Annotated in this window: 14 protein-coding genes; 3 read left to right on the top strand and 11 right to left on the bottom strand. The window is 66.1% G+C overall.

Annotated features, from left to right (window positions below):
- Nucleotides 1–2: 2 nt before the first annotated feature.
- Together BVG12_RS22865 and BVG12_RS22870 are read right to left on the bottom strand one after the other, a co-directional pair.
- A complete protein-coding gene (locus BVG12_RS22865; protein ID WP_075794406.1) occupies nucleotides 3–1508 on the bottom strand; it encodes an HD domain-containing phosphohydrolase in 1506 nt (501 codons plus the stop codon).
- A 184-nt stretch (nucleotides 1509–1692) separates the two neighbouring features.
- Nucleotides 1693–2442, bottom strand: coding sequence for a DNA-formamidopyrimidine glycosylase family protein (locus tag BVG12_RS22870; RefSeq protein ID WP_075794407.1), 750 nt, complete (start codon nucleotides 2440–2442; stop codon nucleotides 1693–1695).
- A 182-nt stretch (nucleotides 2443–2624) separates the two neighbouring features.
- Here BVG12_RS22870 and BVG12_RS22875 point away from each other — a divergent pair, with 182 nt between their 5' ends.
- Complete coding sequence (locus BVG12_RS22875; protein ID WP_075794408.1) at nucleotides 2625–3116, top strand: DUF3016 domain-containing protein; 492 nt, start codon at nucleotides 2625–2627, stop codon at nucleotides 3114–3116.
- Between the two features lie 3 nt (nucleotides 3117–3119).
- Here the strand turns inward: BVG12_RS22875 and BVG12_RS22880 are convergent, their stop codons facing one another.
- From BVG12_RS22880 to mepK, 8 genes are all read right to left on the bottom strand, one after another.
- Nucleotides 3120–4097: a hypothetical protein gene (locus tag BVG12_RS22880; protein WP_075794409.1), complete on the bottom strand. Its 978-nt coding sequence runs from the start codon at nucleotides 4095–4097 to the stop codon at nucleotides 3120–3122.
- Between the two features lie 15 nt (nucleotides 4098–4112).
- Entirely contained in the window at nucleotides 4113–4604 is a 492-nt protein-coding gene (locus BVG12_RS22885) for a hypothetical protein (protein WP_075794410.1), read from the bottom strand.
- Between the two features lie 14 nt (nucleotides 4605–4618).
- Complete coding sequence (locus tag BVG12_RS22890; protein WP_075794411.1) at nucleotides 4619–5203, bottom strand: RNA polymerase sigma factor; 585 nt, start codon at nucleotides 5201–5203, stop codon at nucleotides 4619–4621.
- 223 nt (nucleotides 5204–5426) lie between these two features.
- On the bottom strand, nucleotides 5427–5870 hold the full coding sequence (locus tag BVG12_RS22895) for a thioesterase family protein (RefSeq protein ID WP_075794412.1): 444 nt from the start codon (nucleotides 5868–5870) through the stop codon (nucleotides 5427–5429).
- Nucleotides 5871–5925: 55 nt separating this feature from the next.
- Nucleotides 5926–7227 (bottom strand): M20/M25/M40 family metallo-hydrolase, encoded by a 1302-nt coding sequence (locus BVG12_RS22900; protein WP_075794413.1) that lies wholly within the window; start codon nucleotides 7225–7227, stop codon nucleotides 5926–5928.
- Nucleotides 7228–7285: 58 nt separating this feature from the next.
- Complete coding sequence (locus BVG12_RS22905) at nucleotides 7286–7612, bottom strand: hypothetical protein (protein WP_229503688.1); 327 nt, start codon at nucleotides 7610–7612, stop codon at nucleotides 7286–7288.
- Nucleotides 7609–8454: a hypothetical protein gene (locus BVG12_RS22910; protein ID WP_075794414.1), complete on the bottom strand. Its 846-nt coding sequence runs from the start codon at nucleotides 8452–8454 to the stop codon at nucleotides 7609–7611. Before BVG12_RS22910 ends, BVG12_RS22905 begins: the two co-directional genes overlap by 4 nt.
- A 2-nt stretch (nucleotides 8455–8456) precedes the next feature.
- Nucleotides 8457–9020, bottom strand: a complete 564-nt coding sequence (gene mepK / locus BVG12_RS22915) for a peptidoglycan L,D-endopeptidase MepK (RefSeq protein ID WP_075794415.1) — start codon at nucleotides 9018–9020, stop codon at nucleotides 8457–8459.
- 163 nt (nucleotides 9021–9183) lie between these two features.
- Here mepK and BVG12_RS22920 point away from each other — a divergent pair, with 163 nt between their 5' ends.
- Nucleotides 9184–11952 carry a M16 family metallopeptidase gene (locus tag BVG12_RS22920; RefSeq protein WP_229503689.1) on the top strand — a complete coding sequence of 923 codons (2769 nt, stop codon included), beginning with the start codon at nucleotides 9184–9186 and terminating at the stop codon, nucleotides 11950–11952.
- Nucleotides 11953–12046: 94 nt separating this feature from the next.
- On the opposite strand, the gene BVG12_RS22925 is transcribed toward BVG12_RS22920, so the two are convergent.
- Nucleotides 12047–13747 carry a M1 family metallopeptidase gene (locus tag BVG12_RS22925; RefSeq protein ID WP_229503690.1) on the bottom strand — a complete coding sequence of 567 codons (1701 nt, stop codon included), beginning with the start codon at nucleotides 13745–13747 and terminating at the stop codon, nucleotides 12047–12049.
- Nucleotides 13748–13838: 91 nt separating this feature from the next.
- On the opposite strand from BVG12_RS22925, the gene BVG12_RS22930 reads away from it, so the two are divergent.
- A complete protein-coding gene (locus BVG12_RS22930; RefSeq protein WP_075794417.1) occupies nucleotides 13839–14429 on the top strand; it encodes an isochorismatase family protein in 591 nt (196 codons plus the stop codon).
- Nucleotides 14430–14599: the final 170 nt, after the last annotated feature.

Below are 14599 nucleotides of genomic sequence, written 5' to 3' on the forward strand. Positions count from 1 at the left end.
GTTCAGTCCGGCCAGCGTTCGTTGATCTCGGCCGCCTTGTCGAGGTTGCGGATGAGGATATCGACATAGTAGGGATCGAGGTGCTGGCCCGCCACTTCGTGCAGGTAATCGCGCACCTGTTCGATGGGCCACGCCTTCTTGTACACGCGCTCGTGGGTGAGGGCGTCGAACACGTCGGCCACGGCGACGATGCGGGCATACGGGTGGATGTCCTCGCCCTTGAGACCCTGCGGATAGCCGCTGCCGTCCCATTTTTCGTGGTGCTGGTGGGCGATCACGGCGGCGGCCTTCAGGATCGGGCGCTGCGAGCCGTCCAGGATCTGCAGGCCGATGGTCGGGTGCAGCTTCATGATGTCCCATTCCTCGGGCGTGAGGCGGCCCGGCTTGAGCAGGACGGCGTCCGGCGTGGCGATCTTGCCCACGTCGTGCATGGGCGCGGCATGCATCAGCACGGCCGTCTCGTCGTCCGGCATGCCCGATTCCAGGGCCAGCAGGTGGCACACCTGGGCCATGCGGCGCACGTGGTTGCCGGCCTCGTTCGAGCGCGATTCGACGACGTCGCCCAGCCGCAGGATCAGCTCGGCCTGGGTATCGGTGATTTCCTGGTTCAGCAGGATGTTGTCGAAGGCGATGGCCACACCCGAGCAAAATACGTCGAGCAATTGCACGTCGATCTCGTCGATCTCTTCCACGCCCTTGAGCACCAGCAGCGACGCCTTGCCACTGTTGTTGGGGAAATAGCCGACATAGGTGTCGCCATGCAGCTTGGAGATGCGGTTGTGGCGCGCCTCGTCCAGCTGGGCGATCAGTTCCGGGCCGATGTCCTGCTCGCCGACGTCGCCGATGCGCGCCAGCACCTCGTACTGGCTCTCGCCCGCGATCACGCTGGCGCCGGCCACGCGCAGCAGCATGCTCTGTTCCAGGCGCAGCAGGGCGACGACCTGCTGCAGCAGGCCGCTGGCGAAATCTTTCAAATTGCGCTGCTTGAACAGGTGCGACGAGGCCGAGATCACGCGCTCCAGGCCTTCGCGGTAATTCTGCTGGACGCGTCTGGCGTCCTCGACCTTCATGATGTCGCGGTAGGCGCGCAGGGCGGCGAACGTCGTCGTGAACAGCTTGGTGCGGTCGAGTTCCGTCTTTTCCTTGTAATCGTTGATGTCGTAGTCGACGATCACGCGTTCCTCGGGCGCCTGGCCGGGCTGGCCGGTGCGCAGCACGATGCGGGTGAACTGGTTGTCCAGCTCCTGGCGCATCCAGCGCGCCACTTCCAGGCCGCTGTCCTCGCGCTCCATCACCACGTCGAGGAATACCAGGGCGATATCGTTGTCGCGCGCCAGGATCTCCTTGGCCTCGGCGCCGCTGTAGGCGTGCAGGAAGGAGAGACTGCGGCCGTCCAGACGGAAGCGGGACAGCGTGAGCTTGGTGATGTCATGGATGTCCGGTTCGTCGTCGACGAGCAGTACTTTCCATGGTGCAAGCTTCGGCGCGGCTGAGGATAGGAAGGACATTTGACGATCCAATCTCGTAACGATATCAGGGAAAGAGCAAGGCATTGCGGTAAGACAGCACCGGTTGGAAATGATTGTAGTATGAGCAGTGATCATTAACAACAAGAAATATTAATGACGCAGCGCAATAAGTCACAATGTCGCAACGTGTTGCTTCCCTGTCATTTGCGCCGTCGAACCCGGCTCATTCGTACAACTTCTGGCAGCGCTCGCACCAGAAGCTGCGCCGGTTCGTCCGGCCCAGGTTCGCCTTGTGGAACGGAATATGGCAGCGGGGACAGGTCTTCTGGTTATGCGCCAGCCAATGCTTCTTGAGGGTGAACGCCTTCTTCCATTCCAGAAAATCGAAGCTGTACTGGCGCGCTTCCTGCACGAGGGCGCGCAGCTTGGCCGGCGGCAGCGCGCCCACGGTCGACCGCGGATCCACGCGGATGCGGAACAGCACCTCGTTCTTGATGATGTTGCCGACCCCGGCGAAGATGTTCTGGTCCAGCAGGGCGTCGCAGACGAGCGTGTTCGCATTTCTCTTGGCCTCGGCGCGAAGCTTCTTGCGCGCCAAGGCCGGATCCCATGCATCCGACATGACGTCCGCGGCCCAGTCGTAATACGCGTCGATGTCGCAGTCGATTTCCTTGACGGAACAGGCATAGAAATTCAGCACGCCGCCATCCGCGAAGCCGAGCGACAGGCGCGGGGGCTTGTCGCGTCCTTCGTCCACGCGATAGGTGCCGAACAGCAGGAAATGGATGCGCACGACCATCGTCGGCATCTGGATGAGGAAATGCTTGCCCCACGTGCGCAGGGCGACGACGGGCTGGCCGACGAGGCGCGTGGTGTCGATGGCCCAGGTATTGCCCTCGGCGCGCACGATTTCCTGGCCCACGAACCGGGCGGTCTGCTCTTTCAAGATGACCAGTGACGGGCCTTCCGGCATGATGCGTCCTCGCTCACGTTACACTGCATCCGATTGTGCTGCGCATGAGCCGGGCGCACCTGTGCGGCGACTAACATTTCGATACAAACTATGACGATTCCGTAACGGACGCCAGCATGGAAACCGGCGTATAAGAATCAGGTATCAACGGTCGTAGTTCGATGAAGGAAAGGAAGAACATCATGAAATCGTTCGTGAAGACGATGGCCCTGGCGGGCCTGTTGGCGCTGGCCGCGGGCGGTGCGTCGGCTGCGGTCGACGTCACGTGGGTCCACCCCGAGAATTTCCATGATTTGCCGTTCCCGACGTGGGAGCGCAAGGAGATGCTGGACCAGATCGCCGACCATTTTAAAAAGCTGGGCGCGAACCTGCCCCCGGGCGAGGACCTGCGCATCGAGATCACGGATTTCGATCCAGCCGGCCGCCTGATCCCGAGCGCCCGGCTGGGCCGCGACCTGCGCGTCCTGACGGGGCGCGCCGACTGGCCGCGCATGGAACTGAATTACGCGATCGAGCAGAACGGCCAGGTGATCAAGAGCGGCCAGGCGCAGCTGCAGGACATGAATTATCAGCAGTCGCTCAATCACTACTTCGATTCGGAGCCGCTGCGCTACGAAAAGCAGATGATCGACGATTGGTTCAATAAAACGATTGCGCCGATCAAGAAGCGGTGATGTTCACTGGGGCTTGCCGTCGGCTTTGTCGCGCCAGCGGCCGCCCCCTTCGCGCACCGTGTAATCGGCCGGCACGGTGAACAGGGCGGCGGCCGGCTCTTCGCGTTTGACGTTTTCGAGGCGGAACACGACGTCGCCGCTGCGCGGGTCGCTGTGCTTCGCGTAGACGGTCACCATGAGGTCGGGCGCCGTCCACGTCTCGTCCGAGACGACGATCGGGTTGCGGTTGCCGATTTCGCCCGCCGGGATCTCATAGCTGCGCAGCTTGCCCTCGGCCTTGATGCCATTGAAGTCGCGCGTGCCCAAATCCTTCGTCACGGCCTTCGCTGCCCACTTGACGTCGGCGAACGCGCCGTTCACCAGCGGCGCCACTTGCATCTGCACGTTGCGCTGCGCACTCCCGCTCTCGGCCAGCGCCTTCGACACCTGGATGCGCACGTCGCGCTGGATGCGCCGGCGTTCGGCGTCGTCGAGGCCTTCCACCCGCTTGACGATGATGTCCTCGCTGCCGTCGGCGCGGCGCTGCCGTTCGGCGTCGGGCGGGGTGCCGTCCTTGTGCATGCGGTCGACCTTGACCGCCGTGCGGTCGCGCGGATGCAGGATCAGGTTCGTGCCGCCCGCCGGGTCGGCGATCATGACGGTGACGACCTCGCCCTTGGCGTCGCGGAATTCCTGGCGCGTGCGGCCGGCGCTGTCGCGGTACGTCATCGTCACGCGGCGGTTGGCGATCTGGTTGCCGTCGGCCAGCGTCTGCGTGCGTTCGGTCACGGCCTGGGCTCTGTACGGCGCATTCTTGAGAACGGCGCCCCGCATCACGGTGACGCCGGCGCGCGCATCGTGGTCCAGCTTATCGAAACCGAACGCCAGTGCGCCGTCCGAGGCGCGGCTGGCGCGCGTGGCGTCGCCGTGGGTGTCCTCGGCCAGGGCCGGGGCGAACAGCCCGGCCAGCAGGGCGGCGAGCAGCAGGTGTCTGGTGGTCATGGCATCCTCCTTCGGTTATCGGGTGGCGCTCAGGCGCAGCGCCAGCGGCTGCCCGTCGGCCGCGACGAGCATCTCGGCGCGCACGGAATCGCCCGCGTTCTCCGGCGTCAGCGGCACGCCCAGCGCGGCCAGGCTCGTGCGCGGCACGTCGGTGGCGACCATGTGCGGCGACGGCTCCGCGGCGATGCGCTCGGCCGAGTCGAGCGCGATGAACAGGCCGTTGTCGTCGAGCGCGACGAGCGCGCCGCTGCGGCCGCCGTCGTCCGCGGCGGGCGGGCGCAGCGCGACCGCCAGGACCAGGGCGCCGGCCACGAGGCCCGACAGGCCGCCGGCCAGCGCCCAACGCCGCACCGTCAACCCGTGATACCAGCGGCGCGGCCCCGGATGCAGCCGGGCGAAGGCTTGCAGCAATTCCTTCTCGACGCCGCGCGGGGCGTTCAACCGTCCGGCTTCGGCGCGCAGGGCGTCGAACAGCGGATCGCGGTCGGTCGTTTTTCGGGTGTCCATGGTGGCTCTCCTTTTCATGCCGCGGCGTTTGCCGCGTGCCAGCCGGCCAGGCGCTTGGCCAGCGCGGCCCGCCCGCGCGACAGGCGCGAACGCACGGTGCCGATGTCGACCTGGCAGATGTCGGCGATCTCGGCGTACGACAGGTCGTGCATCTCGTACAGGATGACGGCGTCGCGGTAATGCGGCGCCAGCAGCGCCAGCGCGCGCCGCACTTCTTCCGCGGCCTCGTTGTTCAGCAGGCGTCCCAGCGGACAGGCGGCGTCGTCCGGCGGGTCGGCCGCGGCATCGCCGTCGTCGTCCGGGCCGGACAGCACCACGTGGCGCTGGTGCCCCGTTTCGTGTTTCAGGATCAGGTTACGGGCCACGCCGAACAGGAAATGCTGCAACGCCCCGCGCAGCGGATCGAACCGGAACCGTTCCGTCAACAGGCCCATGAACGTTTCCTGCACCACGTCGGCCGCGGTGTCGGCCGAACCGCAGCGCAGCAGCGCGAAGCGGTACAGCGGACCCTGGTGGCGCCGGTATAAGGCCGCGAAGGCGTCGGCGGCGCCGCCGCGCATCTGGCGCAGCAGGTCGGTGTCAGTGGTTGTCGTGATCATGGGTCGTTGTGTTTTACCCGGGCACGTCGAAAAACCTGCTGCGCGTCGCACTGGCATCCTGCGATGCTCGCTGGACTGTTCGTACAGTTGCGCTTCTCGAACGGCATTCCGTCCGCTCGCGACGGTTTTTCGAGGTGCCCACCCATATTCCGGCGGGACGCGGGGAAAGTTCCAGATTTTTTATGCTTATTTTGTGTTCATCTGGAAAAGTTTGCGCGGACGTTCAGCCGACCCAGTTCACCCGCTCGAACTTGGCGCGGAATTCTTCCGGCATGGCGACGACCTGGCTCGTCTTGTAGTTGAAGAAGACGAAGCCCTGCTTGGCCATCGCGACCAGGGCCTTGTCCTTGGGGCGGGTGACGCGGAACGTGATGTCGCCGCCGTATTTGTTGAAGTCCATGACGCCCACTTCGAACAGCAACTGGTCGCGCGCGTGCGCCTCGGCGCGGTAGGTCGTCGCGAGGTCGGTGACGATGATGCCCGTGCCGTCGCGCTCCGTTTCGGGGACGCCGAATTCGAACAGGAAGCGTGCCCGCGCCTCGGAGATCATCGAGATCATCGAGTCGTTACCCAGGTGGTTCGCCGCGTTGATGTCGGTGACGCGCACCGTCAGCAAGGTCGTGTAGTAGTACTGGTCTTCGGGGAAGGTGAGGGTCAGTCGTGCCATAGGTGCATTCTACCCCGTGCGGGTAGCGTGTCCGGTTGAGGGGATTCGACGGGCGTCAACGCGTCAAACGATAGATCAGCAGCGCCGCGCGCACGGCACCCCGTTCGATCGACCCGACATCCAGGTCTTCGTTCGGCGAATGGGCGCCGTTGCCGCTCGCGCCGAGGCCGTCGAGGCTGTCGACGAGCGGTGCCACGAACTGGATGTCGCCCGCGCCGCGGGACTCGGCCGGCACGGCGCCGACCGGTCCCAGTCCGGCGTCCTGGCTGGCGCGCGAATACAGGTCGAGCAGCTTCAGGTTGCCGGGCGTGACGGCCATCGGAGGATAGGAATCGTGGAACGTGATGGTGGCGCTGGTGCCGGGCAGGTTGTGCGCGACGATGTCGCGCATGCGCGCCTGGGCGCGGTCGCGCTGCGGGTAGTCCAGGTAGCGCAGGTCGGCCTTGACGGTGGCCGTGTTGGCGATCACGTTCGTCTTCCCGAACGCGGTGCCGCGCGAGGCGGCATTGTCGAACGCGACCTCGGTGCCGCCCAGGATCACGCCCGGATTGAACGTGAGGCCCGGCTCGATCACCTGCTGGCGGAAGGCGTCCAGGATGCGGGCCGTCTCGTACACGGCACCGTAGCCGTTGGCGCCGAACACGGCCATCGAGTGGCCCTGGCGGCCCTTGACCTCCAGCTCCCAGCTGGCCGTCGCGCGCCGGCCCACGGTGGCGGTGGCCATCCCGTTCTTGTCGAGGATGCTGCCTTCGAAGCTGAGGGCAATGTCGCTGCGCTTGGCGAGTTCCGCCATGTCGCCGCGCGACACGCTTTTCGGATTCCCCGCGTCTTCCTCGTCGCCCGTGAACATGACGGCGATGCGCGCACCGTCGAGGACGCCCGCGCGCTGCAGCGCACGCAGCGCCTCGATGACGATCACGTCGCCGCCCTTCATGTCCGACACGCCCTGGCCGCGCACCCGGTCGCCGTCGCGTTTCCACATGGGGACGTCGGAGCCCGGCTCGAACACCGTGTCCAGGTGGCCGAGCAGCAGCAGGCGCTTGCCGCGGTTGCCCTCGCGCGTCGCGACGAGATGGCCGGCGCGGTGCATTTCCGGCGGCATGTCGATCCAGCGCGTGCTGAAGCCGAGTTCGTCGAACTGCTTGCGGAACAGCTGCCCCACATCGCGCACGCCGCGCGTGTTCATCGTGCCGCTGTTGACGAGGACGCTTTGCTGGAGCAGGTCGAGCGCCTGCGGCGCGTGCGCCCTGACCTCGGCGACGATTCTCTGCTCGGTCGGATCGAGCCCGTCCGCTTGCGCCGTTTGTACGCACGCCATTGCCGCCAGCGCCAACGCCGTCCCTGTCATCCTGAGCATCGCGATCTTTCCAAAAACAATGATGCTCAACTGTACACCGATTCAGCCCGCTTGCGCGTCATGGCTTCGGATCGGTCGGGTACGGCGGCCGCTTGCGCATCTTCTTTACGATGCCGTCGCGGCCCAGCAGCAGCACGAGTTCCGTGTTGCCCTCGCCTGGGGCCGGTGCCGTGTACAGCCACGCTTCCATGCCCGAGTCGAACACGACCGTCTTCGTGGGGCCGAACGCGGCCAGCAGCTCGGCGCGCGTCGTGCGGCCCGGCACGACGAGCTGGTCGAAGCGGGTCTCGGCCACGCTCGTGCCGGGCTCGGGCGCGCGCGTGGCGCAGCCGGACAGCAGGCCCGCCGCCAGCATGGCGATCAGCAGCGTGCGGCATCCGTTCATGGCGTCGACTCCTGTGCCGGGGGCGCGTCGTCCATGTACTCGAAGCTGACGAGCGTGTCGTCCGGCCAGCTGCGGTCCCAGATCGGCGCGTAATACGTGCGGTCGAGCAACACCTGGCAGTCGCAGAACGGCAGCATGTCGCGCGTCTGGTCGCCGCCCGCGTACAGGAAGCGGAACGGCAGCACTTCCGTGCGTTCGCCCGCGCGCAGGGTCACGGCAAACACGGGCCGCTCGGTGAAAAAGAGGAAATTGCCATCGGGGCTGTTGCACACTTGCTCCGGACTCGTCAGCGCGTTCGAGATCCACCCGAACAGCGGCGAGCTGTTCGATACGAGCCCGGCTTCCATGCCGACGAGGCATTCCAGGCGCAGGTCGCCCAGCCGGCGCGTGCCCGGCGGCAGGCCAGGCGTCACCACTTGTGCGCGCCACGTCATGCTCGTCGTCTTGCGGTTGGCGACGACGGCCGCGTCTTCCTGCAGCGCCTGCCCGTTGCGGGGCAACGTAAAACTGTTGTCGGGCGCGACCGGCACGGGCACGGCGATGTGGTCGCCGATGACACGCAGGGTGATGCCGCGCATGTCGACGGTCGGCGAACGGGGCAGCAGGCGGAAGCGCAACGTGGCCTGGGGCGCCAGCGCGTGCTCGCGCTGGAACCGCTCCATGCCGCGGATCATCTTGCGATACGACTTGTCGACCGGATCGCGCGTGTACGTGACGGTGACGGTCTGGATGTCTTTATCGGCCGGGTTTGCCGCCGCCGGCGCCGTCTGCGCGTGCGCCGTCCACGCCAGCAAGGCGCCCAGCATTGCCGGCGCGACGACACGCGAGACTGGCCGGCGCATGATCACCAGTAACGCACGCGGCCGACGTCCATGTGGACGAACTGCGAGTCGGGGTAATAGCCGACCCCGCCCGCCTTCTGCGCCATCGCGACCTTGTGCAACTTGGCCAGGTCCTCGCCGGGAATGCGCACGTCGATGGCCTGGCCCTCCATGTGCAGGCTGTGCTTGGCCACGCCGTTCGTGTTCTCGTGCAACATCGCGTTCGTTTCCGGCGAGCGATAACCCGAGATCACGTGCATGGTCGGATGGTTGCCGTACTGGGCGCTGACGCGGTCCAGCAAGACGAGCAGCTTCGGATCGATCGGCGCGATCTTGTTGTTGCGGTGGTCGCGCAGCAGCTTATTAATGTCCTGCAAAGCCTCGGGAATGAACTCGCCCTCGGCCCAGAAAATGGTCCGCAGGCTTTCGCCCGTGTGCGTGTTGTACAGGCGCACGATGCGCTCGTTGGGGGCCACCGGCGTGACGGGCGCATCCGGCAGGGTTTTGGCATGGGTCCGGATGGCGGGCGCACCGAGCACCGATGCGAGGACGGCCGAGCTTTTGAGGAAGGAGCGTCGTTGATTCATGAGCTTATCCTTTTGCTGATTGCCAGCCTCAATGATACGCCCCATGCATGATCCGTGCAGAGGACTGGGCCCGGACCGCGTGTCAGTGCAGGACGACAGGCCGCGACTGCCTTAGAATGGGCGCGGCCATTGTTCGTCGTGCAAACCTTGCCAGGAGAACAGCGTGGGTTTTGCTTACCGTTTCTTATTCGTATCGATGCTGGCGCTCGCCGGCACCGCGGCCTCGGCCGCGCCCGTGCGCGCCGCCGGCGTCGACATCCCGATCCCCGACATCCCGTACACGAAGTTCGTGCTCAAGAACGGCCTCACCGTGCTCGTGCATGAGGACCACAAGGCGCCCGTGGTCGCCGTCAACACGTGGTATCACGTCGGTTCGAAAAACGAAAAGCCCGGCAAGACGGGCTTCGCGCACCTGTTCGAGCACCTGATGTTTTCCGGCAGCGCCAACTTCAACAAGACGTTTTTATCCGCGCTGGAAGGCATCGGCGCGACGGACTTGAACGGCACGACGAACAAGGACCGCACGAATTATTTCGAGACGGTGCCGACCTCCATGCTCGACTACGCGCTGTTCGCCGAGAGCGACCGCATGGGCCATTTATTGAGCGTGCTCGACCAGAAGAAGCTCGACCTGCAGCGGGGCGTCGTGCAGAACGAAAAGCGCCAGCGCGAGAACCAGCCGTACGGCATCGTCGAGCAGATCGTCACGGAAAACACGTGGCCGGCGAACCACCCGTATTCCTGGACCGTGATCGGTTCCATGTCCGACCTCGACGCCGCGTCGATGACGGATGTCACCGACTGGTTCAAGGGGCATTACGGTCCGAACAACGTCGTGCTCGTGCTCGCCGGCGACATCACGCCGCAGCAGGCGCGCGAGAAGGTCGAAAAATACTACGGAGATATTCCGCCGGGCCCCCCGCAGGCGCACCAGCAGGCGTGGGTCGCGAAGCGCAGCGGCACGCATCGCGGGCAAGTGCAAGACCGCGTGCCGCAGGCCCGCATCATCCGCCTGTGGAACGTGCCCGGCGCCGACACGCCGGAAGAACCGCTGCTCGACCTGGCCGCGCAGGTGCTGGGCGGCGGCAAGATGTCGCGCCTGTACCAGCGTCTCGTCGTGAAGGAGCAATTGGCCACGAGCATAGGTTCCGGCAACGATTCGAACGAGATCGCCGGCCAGTTCTCCACCACGCTGACGGCCAAGCCCGGATTGCCGGCGGCCGACGTCGCGCGCATGGAACAACTGGCTGACGAGGAATTGCGCGCGCTGATGAAGTCGGGACCGACGGCCGCCGAGCTGCGGCTTGCGCAGACGACGATCCTCGCGCTGCACGCGCGCGCCGTCGAGCGCGTGGGCGGCTTCGGCGGCAAGAGCGACGTGCTGGCGCGCTGCGCCACCTACACGGGCAATCCGGATTGCTACAAGGTATATTTGCAGCGCATCAAGGACGCGACGCCGGCCACTGTCCGCCAGGCCATGCAGGCCTGGCTGCTCGATGGCGACTACGTGCTGGAAGTCGATCCGTTCCCGAGCGCGCTGGCCGCCGAGCCGTCCACGGTCGACCGCAGCAAGGGCCCGCCGGCGGGCCATCCGGAGCCGTTGGCCTTGCCGCCCATGCAGAAGACGACCTTGTCCAACGGCCTGAACGTGGTGCTGGCCGAGCGCCATGGCGCGCCCGTGATCAATCTGTCGCTGATGCTCGGTGGCGGCTTCGCCTCCGATGCGCAGGCGCTGCCGGGCCTCGCGAGCCTGACGTTGCGCATGCTGGAAGAAGGCACCAAAACGCGCAGCGCGCTGGACATCAGCCGCGCACTGGAAGCGCTGGGCGCGTCGTTCGGCACGACGATCAACCTGGACGGCGCCTTCGTCAACATGAACGTGCTGAAACCCACGCTGGCGCAGGCGCTCGGCCTGTACGCGGACCTGACCTTGCACCCGTCGTTCCCGCAAGCCGACTTCGAGCGCGTGCGCAAGACGCGGCTGGCCGCGATCCAGCGCGAGCAGACGGTGCCGCACCTCATGGCCTTGCGCGTGCTGCCGCCGCTGCTGTACGGTCCCGGCCATCCGTATTCGCTGCCGCTGACGGGCAGCGGCACGGAAGCCGCGGTATCGCGCATGACGCGCGCGGACCTCGTCGGCTATCACGATACCTGGTTCAAGCCGAATAACGCGACCCTGCTCGTCGTCGGCGACACGACGCTGGCGGAATTGACACCCCTGCTGGAGCGCGCGTTCGGGGCCTGGAAGGCCGGCCCCTTGCCCGCGCACGACGTCGCAACCGTCGCCCAGCCGGCCGGCACGACGATCTACCTGATCGACCGCCCCGGCGCGCTGCAGAGCGACATCGTCGGCGCCCAGCTGGCCCCGCCGCGCAACTCGCCGGATGCCGTCGCGCTGAATCTGCTGAACGACGTGTTCGGCGGCACGTTCAGCTCGCGGCTGAACATGGATCTGCGGGAAGATAAACATTGGTCGTACGGCGTCGGCACCTCGCTCGTGGCGGCGCGGGGCCAGCGCATCCTGTACAGCGATTCGCCCGTCCAGACCGATAAAACGGCCGACGCGCTGCGCGAACTGGCGCGCGAATATGCCGAGCTGGGCAGCGCGCGCCCCATCACGCCGCGCGAGCTGCAGGACGCGCAGGCCAACGAGACGCTGGGCCTGCCGGGCTCATTCGAGACGGTCAGCCAGCTCAGCAACGCCTATGCGACGATCCTGCAATACGGCTTGCCCGAGGATTACTACAACACGTACACGGCGACGGCCCTCGCGCTGACGCCCGCGCAGCTGAACGCACTGGCCGCGCGCGTCGTGCTGCCGCGTCAGCCCGTGTGGATCGTCGTCGGCGACATGAGCAAGATCGAAGCGCCGATCCGCGCGCTGAACCTCGGCACCGTGCGCCGGATCGACGTCGACGGGAAGGCTGGGTAAGGTGGGCATTTGCGGCCGGAGGCCTCAAATGAAACGTGCCCACGCTTAACGTTCGCGTCATGCATGCGTCACGCGTGGGCACAGGGTGCCCACCCTACGGTTTCGCCTGCTTTTGCTGCCGTTCCTGGTAACGCTGGAAGATCTCGAACCGTTCCTCGCGCCGTAAGATCTTCGAATGCGGGTCCAGCGTGTACGTCGCGCCGGCCGGCAGCGCGATGCTGCCATGCCCGTCCGCCATCGGCAGCGTGACGATGCGCCCGCCCACGCGCACGTCGAGCGGCATCGGGAACGGCGTGTTGCCGGCCGTTTTCCACGCGAGGTCCAGCGTGTCACCGCGGCGCGTGGCCAGCAGTTCGGGCAACGCGGCCTGATACATATACGCCTGGAAAAACCAGTCCAGGTCTCGTCCGCTCGCGCGCTGGACGATGGCGATGAATTCCGGCGTCGTCGCATAGCGCGGTGTGAAATTTCCCGGACGCGGGTCCGGCGTGCCGTACACGAGTTCGCGCACGGCGCGGAAAAAGGCGTCGTCGCCGATCAGGCCGCGCAACGTGTGCAGCACGAGCGAGCCCTTCGCGTAGATATCGCCGCCGGGGCCGCCGCGTTTGATGTCGTAGACGTCTTCCTCGCGCTTGTGCTTGCCGGACACGAGCGGCGCCTTGTTGCGGATCGCCGCCCGCTGCTGCATCAGCGCGGCATAGTATTCCTGGTCGCCGTGCAGGTATTGCATGTACAACGGTTGCATGTAGGAGCCGAGGCCCTCGTGCAGCCACATATCGTCCCAGTCGGCATTGGTCAACTGGTTGCCGAACCATTCGTGGGCGAATTCATGCTGCAGCAGGTCGTCGTAGCCATACGGCGTCTTGACGTATTTGTTGCCGTAGGCATTGATGGTCTGGTGTTCCATGCCCTTGTGCGGGGTTTCGACGACGCCCATTTTTTCGTCGCCGAACGGGTACGGTCCGATCGTCGATTCGAAGAAATCGAGCATCTGCGGGAATTCCGCGAACAGGTCTTGCGCATGCGCCTTGTTCTGCGGCAGGTACCACAGCCGCAGCGGGATCACGTTGCCGTAGCGGCTGCGGTAGTCGCCGGACAGGACTTCGTACGGCCCCACGTTGATGGCGATGCCGTAGGTGCTGGGGTGCTTCGCGCGCCAGTGCCACGTGCGCCAGCCGTGCGCTTCCGTCATCCCGAGCGACACGCCATTGCCCGCCGCGACCAGCGGCGCCGGCACGGTGATGTGTTCGTCGACGACGGCCGGCTTGCCCATCGGGTGGTCGATGCAGGGCCAGAACAGGTCGCAGCCTTCGCCTTCGACCGCGCTGGCGACCCACGGCCGGCCGTCCGGCGTGCGCGCCCACACGAAGCCGCCGTCCCACGGGGCCCGTCTCGCCACGTGCGGCTCGCCGTGGTAGGTCACGCGGATCGTCGTTTGACGGCCCGGTTCCAGCCGTTGCGGCAGCGTGATCGTCAGCTTGCCGTCCGGATTGCGCCACCGGTTCGCGGCAAGCGGCTGGCCGTCGACCGTGATGGCGTCGATGGGGAGGTTGCGGTCCAGGTCGAGGTCGATGCGGTCCAGCGGGGCGCGCGTGCCGAACGTGAGCGTCGCGTCGCCGCGCAGGCTGCGGCTGTCCGGGTCGATGCGCAGGCTCAGGTCGGCGTGATCGAAGACGAGCGCCTGCTGGTCGGCGCTGCGCTGCGCGCCCGAGTTGACGGTGTAGTCGGTGAGGGCGGGCTGGCTGGCGCAGCCCGCCAACAGCAGTCCCAGGGCGGCGATGGCGGTTCTTTGCAATCTTTGCATGATGCAGGGAATTTATCACAGCGGAAAGCTGCGCCATCCAAATCGCGGCAGGCGGATACTGCGCGGCGAGGAGGACTCTTCAATGACCGACCTGGATATCGACATCGGTCGCACCGCCCTGGTGCTGATCGATTTGCAGAACAGTAATGTGAAACGGGACCTGGCGCCCTACACGGCCGAGCAGGTGGTGGGCAATTGCGTGCTGCTGGCGGGCGAGATGCGCGACCGCGGCGGCATGGTGATCTTCGTGCGCGTGCTCGTCGACCAACTGCAAATGCCGCCCTCCGATGCGCCGATACGGAAGCCGGGCACGCCCGCGCCGCCGCCGGACGCGTCGCATCTGGCTTTGGCAGCGCAGGTGCAGGCGCAGGACATCGTCGTGACGAAGCGCCAGTGGGGGGCCTTCTACGGCACGGAGCTGGACCAGCTGCTGCGCCGGCGCCACATCAAGACCATCATCCTCGGCGGCATCGCCACCAACTTCGGCGTCGAATCGACGGCGCGCGCCGCGCTCGACCGCGGTTACGAGGTCGTGTTCGTCGAGGACGCGATGAGCAGCATGCAGGCCGACATGCACAAGTTCGCCTGCGAACACACCTTCCGCATCATGGGCAAGGTGCGCTCCACGCGTCATGTGATCGACGCGCTGCAGGCGGGGACGGGCGACGCCTGAGGCACCTGTCGATCGTCCCCGCGCAAGCGGGGACCCATGTTGAACAACAGAATTAGGTATCTTTGAAGCACTGCAGCGTTGAAACACTGCAGCGCGCCTGGCAGCCTGGCGCCTGAAGTTCAGCATGGCGGGAACAGCCCGATGGCTGTCCCGTCCGCGCGGAAGTCGTT

Source organism: Massilia putida, from assembly GCF_001941825.1.
Lineage (GTDB): Bacteria > Pseudomonadota > Gammaproteobacteria > Burkholderiales > Burkholderiaceae_D > Telluria > Telluria putida.